The 541-nt window shown below is 42.9% G+C and carries 1 protein-coding gene; it reads left to right on the forward strand.

The window, feature by feature from the left end:
• Nucleotides 1-541, forward strand: a 541-nt coding sequence (locus ACFIO5_RS10250; protein ID WP_375705343.1) for a class I SAM-dependent methyltransferase, incomplete at both ends; no start/stop codon positions are given.

The following is a 541-nucleotide window of genomic DNA, read 5'->3' on the forward strand; positions in this document are numbered from 1 at the left end:
GCAAAAAACAAAGTTCAATCCTTTTCATGGTTTCGGCAAGCCTTAAGAATTGCACCGATTGAAAAATTTGGACGTCATCCCAATGTTCAAGTTAAACCAGCTTTCCAAAAGGGGCATTTTGAAATACAAGATTTGGGATCCCAAATTGTTGCTCACCTGGTAGAAGCAAAAGAAAGAATGCAAGTATTGGACTATTGTGCCGGTGCTGGTGGAAAAACTTTGGCTTTAGCTGCCAGTATGAAGAATCAAGGGCAAATTTATGCTTATGATTCCGATAAAGCCCGTTTAGCTCCTATTTTTGATCGTCTTCGACGCGCTGGTGTTCGTAATGTACAGCCGCGGGCGCAAAGAGAAGAATTGCAGTCCTTAGTAGGTCGGATGGATAGAGTTTTGCTAGATGCTCCATGTAGTGGTACAGGAACATGGCGGCGGCATCCAGATACGAAATGGCGTTTAACGTTAGAACAGGTAAGACAACGCCAAAGGGAACAGAGAGCTATTTTGAATGAGACTATAGACTATCTTAAATTGAATGGGCGCT

Source organism: Bartonella sp. AA86SXKL (assembly GCF_042196885.1).